At 63.3% G+C, this 20,720-nt stretch carries 20 protein-coding genes and 1 tRNA gene; 8 read left to right on the top strand and 13 right to left on the bottom strand.

Annotated features, from left to right (window positions below; all coding sequences use genetic code 11):
- Nucleotides 1-148: 148 nt before the first annotated feature.
- The gene (locus tag NFG57_RS10270; protein ID WP_348816143.1) at nt 149-1,855 is read left to right on the top strand and encodes a potassium/proton antiporter; all 1,707 of its coding nucleotides are present in this window, start codon (nt 149-151) and stop codon (nt 1,853-1,855) included.
- 122 nt (nt 1,856-1,977) lie between these two features.
- Here the strand turns inward: NFG57_RS10270 and NFG57_RS10265 are convergent, their stop codons facing one another.
- Together NFG57_RS10265 and gdhA are read right to left on the bottom strand one after the other, a co-directional pair.
- Nucleotides 1,978-2,754 (bottom strand): hypothetical protein, encoded by a 777-nt coding sequence (locus NFG57_RS10265; protein WP_124804776.1) that lies wholly within the window; start codon nt 2,752-2,754, stop codon nt 1,978-1,980.
- A gap of 231 nt (nt 2,755-2,985) precedes the next feature.
- Nucleotides 2,986-4,338: an NADP-specific glutamate dehydrogenase gene (gene gdhA / locus NFG57_RS10260; protein ID WP_045993711.1), complete on the bottom strand. Its 1,353-nt coding sequence runs from the start codon at nt 4,336-4,338 to the stop codon at nt 2,986-2,988.
- Between the two features lie 215 nt (nt 4,339-4,553).
- On the opposite strand from gdhA, the gene NFG57_RS10255 reads away from it, so the two are divergent.
- Complete coding sequence (locus tag NFG57_RS10255; protein ID WP_045993710.1) at nt 4,554-5,351, top strand: M48 family metallopeptidase; 798 nt, start codon at nt 4,554-4,556, stop codon at nt 5,349-5,351.
- Nucleotides 5,352-5,556: 205 nt separating this feature from the next.
- Here NFG57_RS10255 and NFG57_RS10250 read toward each other — a convergent pair whose 3' ends face one another.
- From NFG57_RS10250 to NFG57_RS10235, 4 genes are all read right to left on the bottom strand, one after another.
- A complete protein-coding gene (locus NFG57_RS10250; RefSeq protein WP_124804775.1) occupies nt 5,557-5,754 on the bottom strand; it encodes a hypothetical protein in 198 nt (65 codons plus the stop codon).
- A gap of 70 nt (nt 5,755-5,824) precedes the next feature.
- The gene (locus tag NFG57_RS10245; RefSeq protein ID WP_348816142.1) at nt 5,825-8,038 is read right to left on the bottom strand and encodes an arylsulfatase; all 2,214 of its coding nucleotides are present in this window, start codon (nt 8,036-8,038) and stop codon (nt 5,825-5,827) included.
- A 466-nt stretch (nt 8,039-8,504) separates the two neighbouring features.
- The gene (locus tag NFG57_RS10240; RefSeq protein ID WP_287164677.1) at nt 8,505-9,830 is read right to left on the bottom strand and encodes an MFS transporter; all 1,326 of its coding nucleotides are present in this window, start codon (nt 9,828-9,830) and stop codon (nt 8,505-8,507) included.
- A 389-nt stretch (nt 9,831-10,219) separates the two neighbouring features.
- Nucleotides 10,220-10,309 (bottom strand) — tRNA-Ser (locus NFG57_RS10235).
- A 319-nt stretch (nt 10,310-10,628) separates the two neighbouring features.
- Between NFG57_RS10235 and NFG57_RS10230 the strand changes: the two genes are divergently transcribed.
- The 6 genes from NFG57_RS10230 to NFG57_RS10205 all read left to right on the top strand — a co-directional run bounded on the left by NFG57_RS10230 (nt 10,629) and on the right by NFG57_RS10205 (nt 13,628).
- A complete protein-coding gene (locus tag NFG57_RS10230) occupies nt 10,629-11,300 on the top strand; it encodes a Bax inhibitor-1/YccA family protein (protein ID WP_348816141.1) in 672 nt (223 codons plus the stop codon).
- A 121-nt stretch (nt 11,301-11,421) separates the two neighbouring features.
- Nucleotides 11,422-11,814 (top strand): sulfurtransferase complex subunit TusD, encoded by a 393-nt coding sequence (tusD, locus tag NFG57_RS10225; RefSeq protein WP_348816140.1) that lies wholly within the window; start codon nt 11,422-11,424, stop codon nt 11,812-11,814.
- Nucleotides 11,815-11,895: 81 nt separating this feature from the next.
- Nucleotides 11,896-12,276 (top strand): DsrE family protein, encoded by a 381-nt coding sequence (locus tag NFG57_RS10220; RefSeq protein WP_348816139.1) that lies wholly within the window; start codon nt 11,896-11,898, stop codon nt 12,274-12,276.
- A gap of 112 nt (nt 12,277-12,388) precedes the next feature.
- A complete protein-coding gene (gene tusB / locus NFG57_RS10215) occupies nt 12,389-12,679 on the top strand; it encodes a sulfurtransferase complex subunit TusB (protein ID WP_108449307.1) in 291 nt (96 codons plus the stop codon).
- A 9-nt stretch (nt 12,680-12,688) separates the two neighbouring features.
- Nucleotides 12,689-13,042 carry a TusE/DsrC/DsvC family sulfur relay protein gene (locus NFG57_RS10210; protein ID WP_348816138.1) on the top strand — a complete coding sequence of 118 codons (354 nt, stop codon included), beginning with the start codon at nt 12,689-12,691 and terminating at the stop codon, nt 13,040-13,042.
- A 10-nt stretch (nt 13,043-13,052) separates the two neighbouring features.
- Nucleotides 13,053-13,628, top strand: a complete 576-nt coding sequence (locus tag NFG57_RS10205; RefSeq protein WP_348816137.1) for an ACP phosphodiesterase — start codon at nt 13,053-13,055, stop codon at nt 13,626-13,628.
- A gap of 68 nt (nt 13,629-13,696) precedes the next feature.
- Here NFG57_RS10205 and glp read toward each other — a convergent pair whose 3' ends face one another.
- From glp to NFG57_RS10170, 7 genes are all read right to left on the bottom strand, one after another.
- On the bottom strand, nt 13,697-14,920 hold the full coding sequence (gene glp / locus NFG57_RS10200) for a gephyrin-like molybdotransferase Glp (RefSeq protein WP_348816135.1): 1,224 nt from the start codon (nt 14,918-14,920) through the stop codon (nt 13,697-13,699).
- Nucleotides 14,910-15,422 carry a molybdenum cofactor biosynthesis protein B gene (moaB, locus tag NFG57_RS10195; RefSeq protein WP_045992220.1) on the bottom strand — a complete coding sequence of 171 codons (513 nt, stop codon included), beginning with the start codon at nt 15,420-15,422 and terminating at the stop codon, nt 14,910-14,912. The genes glp and moaB overlap by 11 nt, the downstream gene beginning before the upstream one ends.
- Before the next feature lie 20 nt (nt 15,423-15,442).
- Nucleotides 15,443-15,772: a DUF1244 domain-containing protein gene (locus tag NFG57_RS10190; RefSeq protein ID WP_108133399.1), complete on the bottom strand. Its 330-nt coding sequence runs from the start codon at nt 15,770-15,772 to the stop codon at nt 15,443-15,445.
- A gap of 149 nt (nt 15,773-15,921) precedes the next feature.
- Nucleotides 15,922-16,965: a formate dehydrogenase subunit gamma gene (locus NFG57_RS10185; RefSeq protein ID WP_108133400.1), complete on the bottom strand. Its 1,044-nt coding sequence runs from the start codon at nt 16,963-16,965 to the stop codon at nt 15,922-15,924.
- 9 nt (nt 16,966-16,974) lie between these two features.
- Nucleotides 16,975-17,598 carry a formate dehydrogenase FDH3 subunit beta gene (gene fdh3B / locus NFG57_RS10180; RefSeq protein WP_045992214.1) on the bottom strand — a complete coding sequence of 208 codons (624 nt, stop codon included), beginning with the start codon at nt 17,596-17,598 and terminating at the stop codon, nt 16,975-16,977.
- A gap of 34 nt (nt 17,599-17,632) precedes the next feature.
- A complete protein-coding gene (locus NFG57_RS10175) occupies nt 17,633-20,488 on the bottom strand; it encodes a formate dehydrogenase subunit alpha (protein WP_348816134.1) in 2,856 nt (951 codons plus the stop codon).
- An 18-nt stretch (nt 20,489-20,506) separates the two neighbouring features.
- Nucleotides 20,507-20,719 (bottom strand): twin-arginine translocation pathway signal, encoded by a 213-nt coding sequence (locus NFG57_RS10170; RefSeq protein WP_045992212.1) that lies wholly within the window; start codon nt 20,717-20,719, stop codon nt 20,507-20,509.
- Between the last annotated feature and the right edge of the window lies 1 nt (nt 20,720).

The following is a 20,720-nucleotide window of genomic DNA, read 5'->3' as shown; positions in this document are numbered from 1 at the left end:
GTGTATCCAAGGGCGAGCTTCGTTCACCAGCGGCATCCATCAACATCCTGGTAATTCGAAGTGCGCTCGATGAATCACGTTACACTCGACAGATCGCGGCGTGGGGCCGGGCGTGAGACAATCACGATGAACGTTGCAAGGGATGCGCATGGATTCGATCAATAGTCTCTTTCTTCTGTGTGGAACGCTGATTGCGCTGAGTGTGCTGGCCAGTCGGCTTTCCGCTCTGGCCGGTGTGCCACTGCTGGTGCTGTTCCTGATACTCGGCATGCTGGCGGGTGAAGACGGCCTGCTGGGTATCGACTTCGACAATTACTCGCTGGCCTTTGTCATCGGCCATCTCGCCCTGGCGATGATCCTGCTGGATGGTGGCCTGAGGACACGGCTCAAGACCTTTCGTGTCGGTTTCAAACCCGCCCTGGGGCTCGCTACCGTCGGGGTCTTCATCACCAGCGGTCTGGTCGGTCTGCTGGCGATGTGGGTCTTCGATCTATCGTTGCTGCAGGGCCTGCTGGTCGGGGCCATCGTCGGTTCTACCGACGCTGCGGCGGTCTTCTCGATGCTCAGTGGCAGAGGGCTCAACCTCAATGAACGGGTCGGCGCCACCCTGGAAATCGAGTCCGGCACCAACGATCCCATGGCGATCTTTCTCACCCTGGTGCTGGTCGAGGCGCTGGTGGGGGACCTCGGTGGCCCCATGGACATGCTGCTGTTCTTTGTTCAGCAGTTCGCCATGGCCATCGCCATCGGGCTTGGCGCGGGCTGGCTGATCGGTCGCTTGCTGCGCTATGTGGATCTTGCACCGGGACTTTACTCGCTGCTGGCCCTGGCGTTGGGGTTCTGCGTCTTTGGCTTGACCAGTGCCCTGGGGGGCAGTGGCTTCCTGGCGATTTATCTGGCCGGATTGATGATCGGCAACCAGCCGGGGCGGCACCTCAACTTCATCTTGCCGGTGCATGACGGACTGGCCTGGCTAAGTCAGATCGGGCTATTTCTGGTGCTTGGCTTGCTGGTGACACCTTCGGCACTGCTGGAGGTGCTGTTGCCTGCATCGGTGGTGGCCCTGGCGCTGATCTTCGTGGCGCGTCCGTTGGCGGTGGTGCTGACGCTCAAGCCGTTCTTCCATTTCCGCTGGCGCGAGGTGGGATTCATTTCCTGGGTGGGGCTTCGCGGTGCCGTGCCCATCGTGCTGGCGATCTTTCCTGTCATCGGTGGCGTCGAGCAAGCCGGCCTCTACTTCAATGTGGCCTTCGCGGTGGTGTTGCTGTCGCTGTTGATCCAGGGCGGAAGCTTGCCCTGGATGGCACGCCGCATGAAGGTCATGGTGCCGGACAGTGCCACTCCCAATCATCGGGGGCCACTTGGGATCCTGCCTGAAAACGACTTCGAGATGTTCGTCTACAAGGTCGAAAATGCCGATCTCGAGGACATCCCGATCCGGCTGCTGCGCTTTCCCTCAGGTGCCTTGATCTCTGCCCTGTTCCGCCAGCACGTGATGCTGCACCCCAAGGGCAGTACACAGTTGCGCATCGACGACATCATCTGTGTCATCGGCAAGAGCGACGATCTGCCAGCATTGAACCGGCTGTTCAACGGCGATGCCAAGCATCGCCAGCAGCGCGCCTTCTTCGGCACCTTCACCCTGGATGCAGACGCCAGGATGGGCGATGTGGCCGATGCCTATGCGTTGACCCTGAGCCCCGGCGAGGCCTCGCTGACACTGGGTGAATTCATGGGACTACGCTTGGGCGGGCATCCGGTGGTAGGCGACGACGTCGACTGGCATGGCATCCACTGGGTGGTGAGCGAGATGGAAGGCAACCATATCACCCGTGTGGGTCTGCGCCTCTACTGAGGCGCAGCGTTCCAGTATCGGAAAGAATCGAGCGGAAAGCATCGAGCGGAAATAACCGGGCGGAAATTATCGAGCGGGGTCTGTCGAGAAAGCCCCTTGCCAAGATGCCCTGGAAGAGCCCGTCAGGGCACCAGCAACTTGAACTGCAGCGAAAATTGGTCTTCGGGCACGGCGTAGTCGTCGGCGAAGTTGTGTTCATACAGACCACTGATCTGCAGCGGGGAGTCTCCCAGCTTTACCAGTTTGCTGAGTCGGCCCCCCACGGGGAGGCTGCTCCAGTCGCTGTGCTCCCAGTCGTAGGTGATGTTCATCTCCGAAGTGCCCACTGACCAGCCCTGGCCGAGCCCGAGATTGATGATGGGCTGCAGGATGCTCAGGTTGACGTCCTCGCGATCGTCCTCACCGGCGACACTGAAGATGTTCTGGTTGAAGGCGCCATACAGGAAGGAGCCCCGCGAGGCCGCAAACCCGACCGCCGGACCCAGACCCCACTGTTCGGCGCCACGATGCTCACCGCCGGTCGGCAGAAGGGCGACCACACCGAAGCCAGAACGACCCCAGGAGTGTTCGAAGGTGGTGAGGTCGAACACCGTAGAATCGCTAAGGCCGGTGGAACCGCCGGGATCCTCGGTCAGTGAGGGCACCGTCAGGCGAAAGATGTGCTGGTGGCCCGCCAGCCGGTAGGGCAGCGCCGTTCTGAACTGGACGATGTTCTGTGAATCATTGGTGCCGTGGACTTCCGGGCTCCAGGAATTCTGTAGCTGGAAGTTCATCAGTGGTGCAGTGGGGTCGGAGGCGGCCTGTCCGAGTTCCTGCTCGGCCAGGACGCCGGGGCTGATCGCCAGTGTGCCGATCAGCAGCGCGGCACCAACGGATCTGCTGGCTAACGGAACGTTCACCCTCAGGCCATTCTGTTCGCAGAGCTCGCCGCCCCGAATCCTGACTCTTCCCTGATGCATCCCGACATTCCCCCAGCCAATGAGAGAGCCCCTGCAACGCGGGCTCGATTGCTATTTCGGCATAGTGTAGTCGGTCTTGCATGTAATATGCGCTTTTGTGCTTATCTGCCGGCGGTTAGATCGGCAGGGGCCTTGTTGCCAACCGTCCCCCGGACAAACCTGTCCCAGGATTTACCAGGCCCCCTGGTCGATCATGGCATTGGCGACGCGCCTGAATCCCGCAATGTTGGCGCCCAGCACCAGGTTGTGGGGCTCGCCGAATTCCTCTGCGGTGGACGCACAGCAGCGATGGATATTGGCCATGATCGCCTGGAGGTGGGCATCGACCTTCTCCAGCGGCCAGATCTGCATGCTGGCGTTCTGCGCCATTTCCAGTTGACTGGTGGAGACGCCGCCGGCGTTGGCCGCCTTGCCGGGGGCGTAGGCGATGCGGGCCTCCAGCAGACGGTCCACCGCCAACGGCAGGGTCGGCAGGTTGGCCCCCTCGCATAGACACTCGAGCCCATTGGCGAGCATCGCCTCGGCGTCGGCCAGGGTGACCTCGCCCTGGGTCGCGCAGGGAAAGGCGACCTGGCCAGGGATGCGCCAGACGGCGTGGCCGTCGGCGGGGTAGTCGTCCAGCGCAATGAAGCGGGCCCGGGGGTGATCCTTCAGGTAGCCTTCAAGCGAGACGCGCTCGACCTCCTTCAAGCGCTTGAGAGCCTCCAGATCGATGCCGTCCGGGTCGTGGAGGCAGCCACCGGAATCGCTGCAGGTGACCGGCAGGGCATCCAGCTGATGGAGCTTCTCGATGGTATAGATGGCGACATTGCCTGCACCGGAGACCAGGCAGGTCTTGCCGCGTAGTTCTTCACCCCGGGCTGCCAGCATGTGCTGGGCAAAGTAGGCGGCGCCGTAGCCGGTGGCCTCCTTGCGGCCCAGCGATCCGCCCCAGTCCAGCCCCTTGCCGGTAATCACCCCTTCGTGACGTCGCGTCAGTCGCTTGTACTGGCCATAGAGGTAGCCGATCTCTCTGGCGCCGACGCCGATATCGCCCGCAGGGACATCCACGGTGGGCCCAAGATGATCCACCAGTTGGGTCATGAACGCCTGGCAGAAGCGCATGATTTCCCCGTCAGAGCGTCCGCGCGGGTCGAAGTTGGCGCCGCCCTTGGCGCCACCGAGCGCGAGTCCAGTCAGAGCGTTCTTGAAGATCTGCTCGAACCCGAGAAACTTGATGATGCTGGCGTTGACGCTGGGGTGAAAGCGAAGGCCCCCCTTGTAGGGGCCGAGAGCCGAGTTGAACTGGACACGGTACCCCTTGTTGACCTGGATCTTGCCGTTGTCGTCGGTCCAGCAGACGCGAAACATCAGCTGGCGCTCGGGCTCCACCAGTCGCTCGATGATGGCGTGCTCGAGGTAGCGGGCGTCTGACTCCAGCAGGGGCCTCAGGGACGCCAGGATCTTCTCTGCAGCGGCATAGAACTCCGCCTGGGCGGGACTGGTGGCTTTCAGCCCTTCCAGAGTGTTGTGCAGGTAATCCACGGCCGCGTCTCCTTTCTTGAGGCTTCCTTCGGCGTTGTGCCGTCGCTGGCTCGTTCACTATAGGAGTGGGGCGGCTGGTCAGACAGCAGGATGCGCTTTATGGCGAATTCCAGATGCGTCTGACGTCGGCCGTAGTCAAACACCGTGACAAACGGCATCATTCAGACGATAGGGCGATGGTCGCCCAGCAGCTTTTCATGAAAAGGTCAGGCTCGATGAAACGATCCTATTTTCCCGTGGTACTGACGCTATTGCTGGCCGTCGGGCTGGGGGGCTGCGACGAGACACCCACCGGGCGTAGCCAGCTTGCCTTGGTGCCTGGCTTCGTGATGAGCGACATGGGGGGTGACGCCTTTGAGCAGATGCGAAGCCAGCTACCGCTTTCCACCGATGCCGCCATCAAAGCCGAGGTCCAATGTGTCAGCGACGCCTTGATCAAGTCGGCGCGGCTCGTCTATCCCAAGGTCGAGATGCCTGACGACTGGCAGGTGGTCGTGTTCGACAATCCCTCGCCAAATGCCTTTGCCTTGCCGGGAGGGCGCATCGGCGTGCACTCGGGGCTGTTGCAGGTCGCTCAGACGCCCGCCCAGCTGGCCGCGGTGGTCGGTCACGAGATCGCCCATGTGCTCGCCGACCATGGCAACGAACGATTGACCCAGCAGTTGGGCATCAAGGCCGTGCTGCTGGTGGTAGGACTGATGAGCGAGGGCGACGTGGGTCAGGAGCCCTTGCTCCAGGCGCTGGGCATCGGCAGCCAGCTCGGTATCGCCTTGCCGTTCAGTCGTGCCCATGAGTCCGAAGCCGACGTGATGGGGCTGGCCATCATGGCGCGCGCCGGATTCGATCCCGGCGAGAGCGTCGCCCTCTGGCGCAATATGGCATCGGTTGGCGGTGATCAACCGCCGGAGATCCTGTCCACTCATCCGGGGCATCAGTCACGTATCGAAGGGTTGCGTGCCGAGATGGTGCAGGCCAAGGAGGTTTACAGAGGCGTTTCGCCCAGCCGCTGCTAGGGCTTGTCTGAAAAGTGCCTGCGCTGGGTAATACGGCGTTAAAAATCGGATCAAAATGCTCATTTACACCCCGTAAACTGCGCTTTCTCACCGATTTTTGCCTTGTCTAACCTTCGCTCGTCGACTTTTCTGACAGCGCCTAGGGCTTGTGCCAAAAGCGCCTGCGCTGGGTAATACGGCGTTAAAAATCAGATCAACAGGTGGGTCAGACGTTGGTAGGCGTTCGACCGAGCTTGTCTTCAAAGGCCAGGGCCGCGGCGGCGGCCCTGGCTTCGTCCTGTCCATCGTGGCGAGAGACCACCCGCCGTGAGGCGTTGGGAGAGGAATCCGAAAATGCCACCACCGCCCAGCGAGTGCGCTTCATCGTTCTTGTCTGATAACTCTCTACACGATAATGCTTCATGTCCATCCATCTCGGCATAGTTCACGGGTATGACCCTGATTGCCGACGTAAAGTTCGAAAGCCTCACCAATTAGAGCAGCTCGATCGTAAAGGCTTCTATCTTGCCGCCAAAGGCGAAAGGGCGTCGCTCTGCGTAGTGGCGTGAGACGGGGGAGCCCAGATCGCGGCCCACGTCGAAGGTCTCGCTGGCGCTGAAGGCCAGGGGAACCGTCGAGGGCACCTGACCTTCCGCCGCGGTCTGTCCATCCACCTCGATCGTCACCTGCGCCGCTTTACCGGGCACCGGGATCCGGGTGGTGATGATGATGTCGTGGCTACCCGGGGCCAGGGCGGCTGTGTGAATGCGGGTATTCTCCATCAGCAGCATATTGTACTCGTAGGTCAGCCTGCCCTGATCAAGATAGACGCTGAGCCCGCCGCCGGCACCTCCGATGGCATACAGCACGCCCTCGGAATCGCCCTGGCCGGTGTCGATACGCAGGCTGGCCCGGGTGCTCTGGCGACCAACGCCGGGGGCCGAAAATTCCGGCATGCGTTGGGTCGTCTGGGTAAAGGTCCAGTGATCGTAGCGCGTCTTGACCCGGTCCTCGGGGTGGACGCGAAGCCAGTTGCCCGCACCGGTGGGGAAGGCCTTGTTGTCCTCGGCGATATCCATGAAGCGTTGTTTCATCATGGCCAGTCGCTCAGGCTGAGCATCGGCCAGATCTCTGGCCTGGGAAAAATCGCTTCGCAGTTCGTAGAGTTCCCACACATCGTCGGCGGAATCCCAGTCGGCGATCCGCTGTGCCGCGCTCGAGGTATCCCAGGGAACCAGCGGGCCAAAGGTACCGGCAAAGTAGCCATCCAGGTAGAGCCCTCGACTGCCGTTATTGTCGAAGAACTGGTGGTGCTTGCGTCCGGGGGCATCGGCGTCGTCGAAGGTGTAGGCCAGGCTGATACCGTCCATCGGCATCTGCGGGTAGCCGTTGACGACGTCCGGCAGCGGGATGTCCAGAATGTCGTAGAGGGTCGGGGCAATATCCACCACGTGGTGGAACTGGTGACGTACCTGCTCATCCGGTGCGATATGGCCGGGCCAGGAGATGACCATGGGGTTGCGGGTCCCGCCGAAATAGGCACCGAGCAGCTTGGTGCCCTTGAAGGGTGTGCTGCCTGCCCAGGCCCAGCCGGCGTGGTACATGTTTTCGGTCTGGGGGCTGCCGAGAACGTCGAGGCCGCCCATGCGATCCAGTACCTCCAGCTGCTGGGCGACACTGCTGCCGATATTGTTCTGGGCCAGCAGTTCGCTGATCGAGCCGTGCTGGCCTTCGGCGCTGGAGCCGTTGTCGCCGACAATATAGATGACCAGGGTATTGTCTCTAAGCCCCATTTCCGCCATGCCCTCGAGCAGACGCTCGACCTGGCTGTCGGTGTGCTCCACGAAGCCGGCGTAGATTTCCATCAGGCGAGTCTGGAAGTCGCGTTGGCTCTCGGGAATCTCGTCCCACCCTTGCAGGCTGTCGTCGCGTGGCGTGAGTGCTGTGCCCGGCGGGATGATGCCCATCTCGAGCTGTCGCTGGTGGGTACGCACGCGGTAGGCATCCCAGCCATCGTCGAACTGGCCGTCGTAGCGATCGGCCCATTGCGGTGCAACGTGATGGGGGCCGTGGGCCCCACCCGGCGCCCAGTACATGAAAAACGGCTTGTCCGGATCGAAGGCCCGGTAGTCGGCGAGCCACGCGAGCGCCTGGTCGGTCAGGTCCTCGGTCAGGTGGTAGTCGGGATCGTCTTCGGGGGGCTCGACATGCAGGGTGTCCACGGTCAGGCGTGGCTCCCACTGAGACGTCTCGCCCCCCAGAAAGCCGTAGAAGTGCTCGAAACCATAGCCGGTGGGCCAGCGATCCTTGGGGCCGATCGCTGTCGTCTCGACCGCCGGGGTGTTGTGCCACTTGCCGAAGGCGGCGGTGTGGTAGCCGTACTGCTTGAGCACCTCGGCCATGGTGGCGGCATTCTTCGGAATCACGCCGGTATAGCCGTCGAAGGCCACCGCCCGTTCGGCAATGGTACCGGAGCCCACCCGGGTATGATTGCGACCGGTCAGCAGGGACGCCCGCGTGGGAGAGCAGATGGACGTGGTATGAAAGCCGGTGTACTCGATGCCTTCATCGGCCAGGCGCGACAGCGCTGGCATCCTGATCTCGCCACCGAAGACCTCGGACACCCCGAAGCCCACATCATCCAGCATGACGATCAGAACATTGGGGGCGTCTTCCGGCAGGTGGGACGGCTCGTCCGGCCACTGCATGGTGGCGTCCTGGAGGCGAGGTGGTACATCGCTCGGCATGGGGGCGGGGGCGAAGGGTAATAACGCTCCGTCCGTCTCGGGCCGACCGGTCTCGGGCTGGCTTGCCCCAACCGGGCCCGATACGGGAGAGAGCAGCACCAGGCCGGCGAGAACGCCGACCATGACTTGCATGGACCTTTGCGCGGACCTCTGCATGACACACCTTCCTCGATAGCGGATTGCTGCGCATGGAAACGCTGGCTCGACGGGCGTGTCCCTGGCGACAATCGTTGCTGTGTTTCGGTAGCGACTCGTTCAGAAATCGTTGAGCGCCTATCACAGCAGGCCGAGCTATCGGCGGCGATAACACTGAGGGGAGATGACGCGACGTTATCTGGGGTGATTGACCCCGGTCACGATTGCCGCATGGTCCTGGCAGGGGCATGGCTTATGCCGGGCATAGCGCTATTTGGGGCTGCGCCGTGGGTCAGCCCCGTTCTTCTTTATGGCTGTGTTCAAGACCGGCGGTCGGCTCATCTCGTGGGTCTTCTCCAGCCAAGTATTCAGGGTCCTCCAGTGGCTCGCCCGCTTCGTTCTGAAGCTGTAGATCGTAGGCGGACTGGAGGCCCGGCGGATCTTCCACCTCTTCATCGCCCACCTGATGAATATGGCCTGGGTACAAGGGCGACAGCAGGGCAACCAGGATGCCGATTGACGCGAAAATGGCGAACCCCTCGGCATAGCTGAAGACATTGAGCAGAGCGCCGATGACCGGCGAGCCGGTGGCCTGGCCAAGCGACACGGCCATGAAAGGCAGCACCGGCCCCATCGCCAGGCGTCCGGGCAGCAGGCGAATGCCGGTCATCAGGTAAAGACCCGTCAAGCTCATGTAGGCGAGGCCAAAGACCAGAGCGGAGAATGCCGCCAGCACGGGTTGGGCGGGGCTGGCGGCAAGCAATGCCAGGCTTGCCGCCAGCATGGTCAGCATCAAGGCCTGGGTGATGGGCGGATTGTTGCGGTCGGCCAGATCCGCCACCACCGCACCGCCTAGACCGGCGATGCCGACGGCGAGCCACAACCACCCCGTGGCGCTTGGTGACAGACCGCCAAGGGTCACCACCAGGTCCGGAGCAAAGATCCAGTAGGCGGCCGAGATGAAGCCCATCGCGTAGGAAAACAGGGTGAGCCTCACGAGCCGTGACCACGGCAGTTCACGCAATGCAGGTGGGTCGGCGGCGTTGGAAGGCGTGATGCGCGACACCGAGGGTAGGTACAGCCAGGTAGCGCACACGCCGATGACCGTCAGCAGGGCGAAGGACAGATAGGCCAGTCGCCAGGCGTCGGCCATGAACAGTACCGTTGGTACGGCGACGATCACGCCGATACTGGTTCCCGCATTCATGACCGAACTGACACGAGCATGCAGTGAGCGTCTCACCAGCGCCTGCATCCCGGCGGTGAGTGCGGGCATCATCAGGCCGGTACAGATGCCGCAGGCGAACACCCCGATGCTGAGCATGGTCGCATCGGCCGCTCGGCTGATCAGTGCCAGGCCGACGATACCGAAAAGCCCGGACAGTACCGCTGCGTAGCGGGCGCCAAGACGATCGGTGGCGTAAGGCGCCACCGCCGTGGACAGCAGGAAGCTGATGAGGGGAAGGGCGCCGATGATGCCGATGGCATCAGGCGTCAGCGACAGCTCATCGCGAATCTGGGGGACAAACAGGCCGAAGGCAAAACGGGCGAGTCCGTAGCTGATGGCGACCAGGGCCGCGCCGAAAATCGCAAAACCGGTGCTGGAAAGAGACCTCATGCTAGCTCCTCCGACATGCACGTTGCGCCACCTGAAGTGCTCTGGCGCCTTGATGCATCGTGTCTGGTTCGTCCCTGTCGTGCTGCCTGGAGCAACAGATGCAAGCAGGGTGCACGATTTGCGGCGTTGTCGCCAATCCATCAACGACAATCGGTGACCTTTTCACGACAACCGGTGAACAAACCTTGCTGCTGGGGGGCTGGTGTACCGAACCAGGTGTGCAGTAGCTGGTGTGCAGTCCCTGGTGTGAAGAACCATGGCGGGGCAGCGCCTCGAGACCGTCGAAGGACTGGCGTGCCGACAGGCAGGGAGCTGTTGTAGGAAGAGGGAAGAGGGAAGAAACGAAGAAGGGGATCAGTCTGTCGACTGATCCCCTTCTGGATTCGAGGTGGCGGAGGGACAGGGATTCGAACCCTGGAAGGGCGTTAACCCTTGCCGGTTTTCAAGACCGGTGCATTCAACCGCTCTGCCATCCCTCCGGCTCACGGCGGTGTACTTTACCAGCTTTTCTCCTCACGTCAACACTTCTGTGCGATCAATGTCTTACGCGATAGAGCGACACCCCTCCCTGATGCCTTCAAGGGAGCTGTTGCAATAGGGTGACTGCGCAAAAATTGTGCAGCTAAGCAATTTTTTGTCGCCGATAGGAAACAGTGTTCGCGCCGCCCATGGCGGGCCCATGGGCCAGTCTGATCGCTTGAATGGCGTTGAAACCCCGTCGCCAGGCGGCTTGCGTCGGGAACTTGCTGGGGGCATGCTGTGTCGAATGCATGTCAACCAACAGGGAGCTCTGGATACATGGCTTATCAAGAGTCACAGGTGAATCGTCAGACCCAGACGCAGGTCGCTGCGACGAACAAGGTTCTGCGCAACACCTACGGCTTGCTGGCGATGACACTACTGTTCTCTGCCATCACCGCAGGGGCTGCCGTGGCCCTCGGTGTACAGCAGATGAACATTCTGGTGTTCTTCATCGGCGCCTACGGCCTGATGTTCCTGGTCCACAAGACCGCCAACTCGGCCCTCGGCCTGCTGGCGACCTTTGCCTTCACTGGCTTCATGGGCTTCACCCTCGGCCCGATCCTGAGCGCCTATCTGACGCTGTCCAACGGTTCCGAGCTGATCATGACCGCACTGGGCATGACCGGCCTGACCTTCTTTGGTCTGTCGGCGGTGGCTTTGATCACTCGCAAGGACTTCAGCTTCCTGGCGAACTTCATGATGGCTGGCGCCATCGTGCTGATCCTGGCCATGGTGGCGGCGTTGATCTTCAACATTCCGTCGCTGTCGCTGATGGTATCGGCTGGCTTCGTGCTGTTCTCCTCCGCGGCGATCCTGTACCAGACCAGCGAGATCGTGCACCGTGCCGGCGAGACCAACTACATCCTCGCCACCATCACTCTCTATGTGTCGATCTACAACCTGTTCATCAGCCTGCTGTCGCTGCTGGGCGTGGTAAGCCAGGACTGATCGTCGCAAGACGTTCTGGCACAACTGTCGTACACTGTCGGCCCCGCCTTGGCGGGGCCGACGTGTTTTTGATGACCCGCTTTGTTCAACTCCCGACGTTGGCGGGAGCCAAGGGAATACCATGCGTTATGCCATCCTGCTGCTGGGTGCCCCCTACAGCCATCAGGCCGCACACAGCGCGCTGCGCTTCGCCCGTGCGGTGATCGCCCGCGGTCACCACCTGGAGGCCGTCTTCTTCTATCGCGATGGCGTTCACAATGCCGCGCGCCTGGCATCGCCGCCCCAGGACGAGCCTCATCTGGTCGACGGCTGGACCACGCTGAACCAGAAGCATGGCGTGCGTCTCGAGGTGTGCATCGCCGCCGCACTGCGCCGAGGCATCGTCGACGCCGACGAGGCGGCCAGGCACGGCAAGCAAGGCCACAGCGTCCAGGCGCCGTTCGAGCTGACCGGCCTCGGCCAGCTGGTGGACCTGGGCCTCGAGTGTGACAGGCTGGTAACCTTTGGTGCCTGAACAACACCGAGCTGCTGCCGACTGCCGCCAGGCAATGGGTCCCGAGCAGGGCAACGCTGAACCGAGAAGAGTGAAAGGTCGATGATTGAGGAACCCAACGACGATTCGGGGGATCTGCTGGTGATTCTTCGTCATGGCCCCCATGGCACCAGCTACGTGAAAGAAGGTCTCGACACGGCGCTGGTGGCCGCCGCCTTCGGACGCCGGGTATCCCTGTTGTTCCTGGCCAGTGGCGTGGCGGCACTGGTGCCGGGGCAGGGCGCCGGCCCGCTGGGGCAGAAGGGCACCCAGCCGACGCTGGCCATGCTCGAGATGTACGACATCGACCGGCTGTTCGTGGATGGGGCAGGACTTGCCGAGTTGGGCGTGGCGCCTGAGACGCTGACGCCGGATGCCATTGTCATCGAGGGTGACGCCATTGCCGCCCTGATGGCGGAGCACGCATTGGTGCTGACCTTCTGAATCGGCGTCACAGACGACTCCAGACCGCGTCTCTGTCGGGGCTCGCTCCCGCCAGGTTTTACCCATCGACGTCAGCCACTGGACTCACCCACGACCACTACCAGGAATCGGGATGATACTGCACACCCTCAATCGTTCACCGCTGGAGTCGACGGTCTATCGGCAGGCGCTACGGGCGTTGGCAGAAGACGACAAGCTGTTATTGATCGAAGACGCCGTGCTTGGCGCTCTGCCGGCCCAGCAGGCGCTGTGGTCGTCTCTGCCCGGTCGTCTACTGGCGCTGGCCGAAGATCTCGAGGCGCGCGGCTTGAGCGAACACTGTGCCACCGGCATCGAAGTCGTCGACGTGGACGGTTTTGTCAGGCTCACCGAAGAGGCCGATAAAGTGGTCAGCTGGTACTGAGGTAACACGATGGCAAGCACTGAAACTGCACGAACCCTGGAACTCGGCCAGGCCTCCGTCCCCCTGGACCCGGAAGGCTATCTGGTCAATCTCGATGACTGGAGTCCCGCCGTCGCCGAGGCGCTGGCGTCGGAAGAGGGCATCACCCTCGGCGACGAACACTGGCAGGTGATCGACGTCCTGCGAGACTTCTATGCGCGCTTCGAGCAGGCACCGGCCATGCGCCCGCTGGTCAAGGCGGTGGGCCAGGCGCTGGGCAAGGACAAGGGGAGCTCGCTGTACCTGATGAAGCTGTTCCCCGGCAGTCCCCCCAAGCTGGGCGCCCGCTTGGCGGGCCTGCCCAAACCAACCAACTGCCTGTAGACGTGAGGCGTTGAACTTTCTCGCCCACGCCTGGCTTGTCCGTGCCGGTGACGACGACTTTCTGCTCGGCAACCTGATCGCCGACGGCGTCAAGGGGCGCGATCTCGGCCAGTGGCCCGAAGGCGTCGCCGCAGGCATACATCATCACCGGCGGGTGGACGCCTTCGTCGATCGCCATCCCTCGGTACTTGCCGCTCGACGTCGGGCACCTGTGGCGAGTCGTCGTGTGGCCGGTATCGCCCTGGATCTGATGTGGGACCACTTTCTCGCTCGGGATCTGGCTACCAGCGACCCGCACGAGCGCGAGGTCGTGATCGAGCGATGCTATCGACTGTTCGAGTACCACGGCGCACCGCAGCGGCTGGCCACCATGGTGCCGGTACTGGTGCGTGAGGACTGGCTGCGCCGCTACGCAAACCTCGCCTTCACCTGCCGTGCCATCGCCGGCATTGGCTCACGCCTGTCCGGGCCCAACCGACTGGCCGAACTGGTACCGCATCTGCGCGATGACTATCGTCAACTGGACGACGACTTTGCGACCCTGTGGCGCGATACCCGCACGGAACTCGAGACCTCGGGTTCCTAGGGCTCTAACCTTCGCTCGTCGACTTTTCGGACCGCGCCTAGCGACTACCGCGCTGCTTCAGCGGACCGCTACCAGGTACGCAGCCACAGGCATTCCACCTTGTCGCCCGGCGCTATCTCGCAATGGGGCGGGATCACCGCCAGGGCGTCGGCATCAATGCAGGATGACAGTACTCCGGAGTTCTGGTCGGAAAACGCCAGGGCGCTGACGCTTTCCGGGCCGAAGGCGAGGCGCACCCGCATGTAGTGCTGGCGCGGACCGGTGGAGGTGGCAAAGTCGCTGCGGGCCCATAGCCGCGGTAGCTCCGCCATGGACTCACAGCCCTGCAGGGCACCCAGCAGCGGGCGCAAGAATAGCCAGGCACCGACATAGCTGGACACCGGATTGCCGGGCAAGCCGACAAACCGCACCGGCGTGCCGCCAGGACCTTCCATCTGGCCCAGGGCCAGCGGCTTGCCGGGACGAATGGCCAGGCGCCACAGGTTCAGCGTGCCCAGTGACTCCAGCGCCGCCTTGACGTGATCTTCCTCACCGACGCTGACGCCGCCGGTGGAGACCACCAGGTCCGCTACCTCGGCGGCCTCCTTCAGACAGGCGCGGGTACCCTCCGGGCTATCCGGTACGCTGCGCGTGAGCACTATTTCGGCGCCGAAGCGCTCCAGCAGGCTCTTGAGCATGGGGCGGTTGGAGTTGTAGATCTGGCCAGCTGCCAGGGGCTTGCCCGGATCGATGATCTCGTCGCCGGTGGACAGCAAGGCCACCCTGGGTCGGCGGTGGACGTCCACTTCGACGATACCCTGGCCTGCCAGGTGGCCAAGTGCGGCGGCGTCCAGCCGAGTGCCGGCGTCCAGCAGCGGGGCGCCTGCGCGTACGTCGCGGCCCCGCCGGCGCACGTTGTCGCCCGCCGGGATGTCGGCGGGAATGACGGCCTCATCACCCTCGCGCTGGACCTTCTCCTGCATAACCACACAGTCGGCGCCTTCGGGCAGCTGGCCACCGGTAAAGATGCGGGCACAGCGGCCGCGCTCCAGTCGCTCGCCCGGGGCCCCGGCGGCCACTCGCAGGGCCACCGGCAGGCGTTGTCCGGCGTCTTCATGGTGCAGGGCGTAACCGTCCATGGCGCTATTGTCGAACGGCGGTACATCCAGGGCCGCCACGACCGGGGCTGCCAGCACACGGCCTTCGGCCTGTTCGCAGGGCTGGCGCTCCACCGGCAGCGGCGCGACGCCATCGAGCAGGGTGGCCAGGGCGTCCTCCATGGGCGCCAGTGACGCTGCGTGGCTAGACGTCATGCTGCCCCCGCTCCGGTATCACCAGATTGGCGAAGTTGCAGGGCCGGTGACGGCTGTCGAGCTGCTCGGCAAGGATGCCGTCCCAGGCGGTGCGGCAAGCGCCGGTGGAGCCCGGCAGGCAGAACACCACGGTGTGATTGGCCATGCCTCCCAGGCAGCGGCTTTGCACGGTGGAGCTGCCGATTTCCTGATAGGACAGCTGGCGGAACAGCTCGCCGAAGCCCTCGATGCGCTTGTCGAGCAGGGCCGATACCGCCTCCGGGGTGGAATCCCGTCCGGTGAAGCCGGTACCGCCGGTGGTCAGGATCACCTGCACTTCGGGGTCGGCGATCCAGCCTGACACCACCGCGCGGATACGATAGATGTCGTCGATCACGATCTGCTTGTCGGCGAGCTGGTGGCCGGCGTCCTCGAGTCGCTGCACCAGCGCCTGACCGCTGCGATCGGTGTCTTCGGTGCGGGTGTCGGAGACGGTCAGCACCGCCACCTTCAACCCGATCATGCTGTCCTGACTCACTGGCGTCACTCCTTGTCACCGGTACGCTGCTGCTTGGCCTGCTGGCGAGCCTCGAAGGCCGCCATCTGTTCGGGGGTGGCCTTGGCCTGATACATGTCCTTCCATTCGCTGTAGGGCATGCCGTAGACGTGTTCACGGGCGCTTTCGTAGTCAAGCGTCTCACCGCGCTCTTCGGCAGCGGCGACCAGCCACTTGGACAGGCAGTTGCGGCAGAAGTCCGCCAGAATCATCAAATCGATGTTCTGCACATCCTTGTTGTCGTCAAGGTGGCGAAGCAGGCGGCGGAAGGCGGCCGCCTCGAGTTCGGTGCGAGTGGCCTCATCGAGGTGCTGCATGGGGGACTCCAGTAACAGAAAACGATCAGTCGGGCGACTGTCCCACGATGGTAACGCAAGACCGTCACAAGAACAGCGGCAAAAGAATGCCGCCCCAAGTGAGCCCGGGGCGGCGAGAGGGATAGCGGTCACCGTGGGTGGGGCTGCGCTCAGGAGGGGCTGGGAGATTCCGGTTTGGTATCGTCCGTTGCCTCGACGTCAGCCGGGGCCTCGGCCTGATCCTTGACCTCTTCGTACCACAGGTTGTGGTGCTGCTTGGCCCAGCTTTCGTCGACGTAGCCGGTGGTCATGCCCTCGAGCGCACCCTCGGTCCCCAGGGTGCCGATATAGATGTGACCGAAGGAGACGGCGGTAAGCGCGAGGGCACCCACCGCATGGATGATGTTGGCCCACTGCATGGTGTCCCGGCTCTGGTCGAAGTTCGGGAAATCCAGTACCAGGCCACTGACGAAGACAACCATGCCGGCCGTGGCCAACAGCCAGAACCAGGCCTTCTCGCCTCCGTTGGCAAAGCCGGCGTCTGGATGCTTGTCGCCGACCATGCCGCCGCCTTGCTTGAACCACTCGATATCGTGGGCCTTGATCCAGTTGTGCTTGAGAAAGCGCAACAGCACGAAGATCAGCAGCAGACCGAAGAACGGACCGATGTAGTTGTGCAGGAACTTTGTGCCGCTGATCATCGCAGCCCAGAAGGCGTCGCCAAACACTGGCTTGAACACGAACTTGCCGTAGAGAATGTTGAGGCCCGTCAGCGCCAGGATGATGAACAGCGTCGCCAGGGTCCAGTGCAGCGCCCGGCTGAGTACCGACCAGCGCAACAGCTTACGCCCGGTGCGTGGCTCATCGAGGCGGCTGCGGCCGACGATCAGATAGAAGATGGTGATCATCGCCAGCATGCCGCCCACGGCGATCAGCCCGAAGGGCGAGACCCACTTGTTGCGCCATTGGCGCCAGCTCTCGCCGCTCTGGTTGATCAGGCTGTAGGTCGAATCATGGCGAGTATCGATAAAGGACTCGCCATCCTTCACCTGGCGCCAGGTGTCGGCGTCGGCGCTGGGCACGGCGGTGGCGATCTCGGCATTGGGGTCGGCACCCATGGCGGGAGCGGCGCAGGCCAGCAACAACAGCAGCAGTGCCGGCAGCACCAGCCCCAGGGCTCCACCCGGTCGAGGCAAGGCATCACGAAGGTTCATGGGGCCTCCTCACTGGTTACGTGTGGCGTCGTAGGCCATGGCGTCGATCGCCGAGGGCGAGCCATTGCCGATATCCGACCAGGCGCCATCCTTGTGACCACGGCGCACCACCCGCTCGCGGAAGATGTCAGCAACGGTCTGGGCATCGCCTGCCAGCAGCGCCTTGGTCGAGCACATTTCGGCGCACAGCGGCAGCTTGCCCTCGGCGATGCGGTTGGCGCCGTATTTCTCGTACTCTTCTTCGGGGCTGTCGGCGGGGCCGCCGGCGCAGAAGGTGCACTTGTCCATCTTGCCGCGCTCGCCGAAGGCGTCCTGCTGGGGAAACTGCGGCGCGCCGAAGGGGCAGGCGTACAGGCAGTAACCGCAGCCGATGCACAGATCCTTGTCGTGCAGCACGATGCCGTCGTCGGTCTTGTAGAAGCAGTCGGTGGGGCAGACCGCCATGCAGGGTGCGTCATCGCAGTGCATGCAGGCCACCGAGATGGACACCTCGGACGGCTCGCCGTCGTTCAGGGTGACCACCCGGCGGCGCTGGATGCCCCACTCGACCTCGTTGGCGTTCTTGCAGGCGGTGACGCAACCATTGCACTCGATGCAGCGCTCGGCGTCACACATGAATTTCATCTGGGCCATGTCGAAACTCCTGTTGGTTCGGTGACGTCGGTGTCTAGCTGGCGAGTTCGATGCGACACAGGGTGCACTTGGTTTCCTGCATCTGGGTCACCGAGTCGTAGCCGTAGGTGGTGGCGGTGTTGACCGCCTCACCGATCACGTAAGGCGTGGTGCCATCCGGATAGCGGTCGGCCAGGCTTTCGCCCTGGAACATGCCGCCGAAGTGGAAGGGCATGAACACCACTTCCCGTGCTACCCGAGGCGTCACCATGGCCTTGACCTTGATACGGCCGCCTTCGGCGCCTTCCACCCACACCATGTTGCCGTCCTTGACCCCCAGGTCGTTGGCCAGGGCAGGGTTGATCTCGACGAACATCTCCTGCTGCAGCTCGGCCAGCCAGGACATGGAGCGCGTTTCCTCGCCGCCGCCTTCGTACTCGACCAGGCGGCCAGAAGTCATGATGATCGGGTACTTCTTGCTGGCATCATTCTGCTGAATGCTCTGGTACAGCGTCGGCAGGCGGTAGTGCGAGGCGACGTCATCCCAGGTGGGGTAGTCCTCGACCAGATCCCGGCGTGAGGTATAGAGCGGCTCGCGGTGCTTGGGAATCGGGTCGGGGAAGGTCCAGACGTTGCAGCGCGCCTTGGCGTTGCCGAAAGGTGAGCATTCATGGGCGATGGCAACGCGCTGGATGCCGCCGGACAGGTCGGTCTTCCAGTTCTTGCCTTCCGCCGCGGCCTTTTCTTCGTCGGTCAGCTCATCCCACCAGCCCAGGTCCTTGAGCATCTGGGCGCTGAACTCGGGGTAGCCGTCCTCGAGATCGGAGCCAGCGCTGAACGAGTTGTCGGCGAGAATCGGGGTGCCTTCGTGCTCGATGCCAAAACGCGCACGGAAGGTCAGGCCGCCCTGGGACACCGGTTTGCTGGTGTCGTACAGAATGGGGGTGCCGGGGTGATTGAGCTCTGCGGTACCCCAGCAGGGCCATGGCAGGCCGTAGTAATCGCCGTCGGCCGGGCCGCCTTCGGCACGCAGATCGCGGAAGCTGAAGGTATGCCAGTTCTGCTGGTGGGTCTTGAGCCGCTCCGGGCTCTGCCCGGTGTAACCCACGGTCCACATGCCGCGGTTGAACTCCCGGGTAATGTCCTCGATCAGCGGCTCCTCGCCGTTGATCTGAATGTTCTTGAACAGCTCGTCGGCGAAGCCGAGGCGCTGGCTCAGCAGGTACATGATGGTGTGGTCGGGCTTGGCCTCGAAGGCGGGTTCCACCACCCGGTCACGCCACTGCAGAGAGCGGTTGGTGGCGGTGACGCTGCCGTAGGTCTCGAACTGGGTGGCCGCCGGCAGAAGATAGACGCCATCGCTGCGATCGTGCATGACCCCGGCGACGGTAGGATAGGGGTCGACGATGACCATCATCTCGAGCTTCTGCATGGCTTTCTGCATTTCGGTGCCGCGGGTCTGGGAGTTGACCGCGTGACCCCAGTAGAACATCGCCTTCAGGCTGGTGCGCTGGGAGATGTCCTGGTCTTCCTCGAGGACGCCATCGATCCAGCGCGATACCGTGATGCCGCTGGAGTGCATGGGGTAGCCGTCGGCGTACTCGGTCTGATCGAAGCGGCTCTTGAGCCATTCGTAATCGAGGTCCCAGATCTGCGCCCAGTGCTTCCAGGCGGCTTCCGACAGACCGTAATAGCCGGGTAGCGAATGCGACATCAGGCCGAGATCGGTCGCCCCCTGGACATTGTCGTGCCCCCGGAAGATGTTGGCGCCGCCGCCTGACTTGCCGATATTGCCCAGCGCCAGTTCGAGGATGCAGTAGGCACGGGTGTTGTTGTTGCCGGTGGTGTGCTGGGTGCCACCCATGCACCAGACGATGCAGCCGGGACGGTTTTCCGCCAGCCGCCTGGCGGTATCGTACATGGCGGCTTCCGGCACCCCGGTGATGCGCTCCACTTCACTCGGCGGGAAGTTGGCGACCTCGTTGCGGACCTCGTCCATGGCGTAGACGCGCTGGTCGATGTACTGCTGGTCTTCCCAGCCGTTCTCGAAGATGTGCCAGAGCAGGCCCCAGATGAAGGCCACGTCGGAACCCGGCCGGATCCGCACGTAGTGGTCGGCCTTGGCCGCCGTGCGGGTGAAGCGCGGATCGACGACGATGATTTCGGCCTGGCTGCGCTCCTTGGCCAGCAGGATGTGCTGCATCGCCACCGGGTGCGCTTCGCTGGGGTTGGAGCCGATGAACATGATCGAGCGGCTGTTCTGGAGGTCGTTGAGCGAGTTGGTCATCGCTCCGTAGCCCCAGGTATTGGCGACGCCCGCCACGGTGGTGGAGTGGCAGATGCGCGCCTGGTGGTCGGTATTGTTGGTACCGGCCAGCGCCGCGAACTTGCGCATCAGGTAGGCCTGTTCGTTGCTGAACTTGGCCGAGCCGAGCCAGTAGACGCTGTCCGGGCCATGCTGCTCGGTCAGTTCCAGCACCTTGGCACCGATTTCGTCGATGGCCTGGTCCCAGGACAGACGTTGCCACTCGCCCCCGACCAGCTTCATCGGGTACTTGAGGCGGCGGGTGGAGTGACCGTGCTGGCGTAGTGAAGCGCCCTTGGCGCAGTGGGCACCGCGATTGATCGGGTGATCGAAGGCCGGTTCCTGGTGGGTCCAGACCCCTTCCTGGACCTCGGCGTAGACGCCACAGCCCACCGAACAGTGGGAGCAGATGGTGCGGCGGGTTTCCACCGGAGCATCGCTGTAGGGCGTCTTCTCGACCGCCTCGGCGCGTTGCATCATCGGTGAGCCGAACAGTCCAAGACCGGCGACACCGCTGGTCGCTGCGCCACTGCGCTTGAGGAACTGGCGCCGGGAAATGCCGAGACCGGAGACCTTGGGTGTGGTGGAGGTACGTGTCAGTCGCATGGCAGGCTCTCCTTGTTGTCAGTCGCGCAGGGATGCGTAGAAGGCACGTACGTGTTCTGTCTCGCGGTAACCGGCGCTGTCATCGGCTTTCTCGGTGGCGGTCGTGGCGCTGTCATCGCGCGCCACAGCAACCGAGGCCTGGCCGACCACCACCGCGGCACCGGCGGCCACGGTGCCGCCCCCCAGGGCCTTGAGAAGACGACGGCGTTGAGTGTTGGGCGTTGTGCTCATG

The organism is Halomonas sp. H10-59, from assembly GCF_040070555.1.
GTDB classification, from domain to species: domain Bacteria; phylum Pseudomonadota; class Gammaproteobacteria; order Pseudomonadales; family Halomonadaceae; genus Halomonas; species Halomonas litopenaei.
Note: the sequence above shows the minus strand (reverse complement) of the source record. Positions and strands in the feature narration are given on the sequence as shown.